The organism is Falsiroseomonas sp. RANM36 (assembly GCF_056682175.1).
In genome coordinates this window covers 391327-392350 of the sequence record NZ_JBWXTD010000006.1, presented here as the reverse complement: position 1 = coordinate 392350, position 1024 = coordinate 391327, and the positions used below count along the sequence as shown (strand labels likewise).

The 1024-nt window shown below is 81.7% G+C and carries 1 protein-coding gene; it reads left to right on the top strand.

Features of this window, described 5'->3' with window-relative positions:
• On the top strand, positions 1 to 1024 hold a 1024-nt coding region (locus AC1MIR_RS23395), incomplete at both ends, for an AsmA family protein (protein WP_480030589.1).

Sequence of the window (1024 nt, the reverse complement as noted above, 5' to 3'; positions counted from 1 at the left end):
GCGCCCCCCCCGCCCCGCGGGGCGGGCGCCGGGGCGGGGGCGGGGGCGGGGGGGGCGATCCCCGACATCGCCCTGCCGCTGGCCGCGCTGCGCGGCTGGGATGCCGACCTGCAACTTGCCGTCGCCGCGCTCACCGCGGGCGGCGCCACCTGGCGCGACCTGCGGCTGCCGCTGAAGCTCGAAGCCGGCCGCGCCCGGATCGCCCCCTTCGCCGTGACGGGACCGGGCGGGCCGGTGAGCGGCGAGCTCGCCGCCGACGCCGCCGCGGCCACACCGACCCTGGCATTGACCCTGCGCGCCCCGGGCCTCGACCTCGCCCCACTGCAGCAGGCGCTGGGCGAGCCGGTGCGCGTTTCCGGCAAGGCGGAGCTGGACGCCGAGCTGCGCGGCGCCGGCGCCGGGCTCCGCGCCATCGCCGCGACGCTCGACGGCCATCTCGGCCTCGCCATGGTGGACGCCACGCTGGAGCCGGCGCTGATGAACCCGGTGCAGCAGGCGCTGCGCGCCCGCGTGCCGGCGCTGCCGGCGCTGCCGAACCGCCTGCCGGTCGAATGCGTCGCGCTGCGGGCCCGCGCGGAGGCCGGCACGCTGCGCATCGGGACGCTGCTGGTGGATGCGCCCGCGGCCAAGGTCTCCGGCAGCGGCAGCATCAACCTCGGCAGCGAGGCGATCGCGCTGCGGCTGCTGCACGATGTCCGCGCCGCGGGCACCGAGATCCGGGTGTCCGCCGATCTCGGCGGCACGCTGGCCGCGCCCGCCTATGGCGGCGTGCAGGTGCAGAATGCCGTGGCTGCCGCCGCCGGCGCGCTGGCCGGGCGCGTGGGCGGGGATCTCGGCCAGGTCCTCGGCGCGCTGGCCAACCAGCCCGGCGCGCGGCCCGAGCCCCTGCCGGATTGCGCGCCCGCCCTTGCCGCCGCCCGCGGCGGCCGCGAGGGGCCGGTCCCGGGGCGGCGCCCGGCCCCGGCCCCGCCCCCCCCCCCCCCCGCCCCCCCGCGCCCGCCCCCCCCCCCCCCCCCCCCCCCCC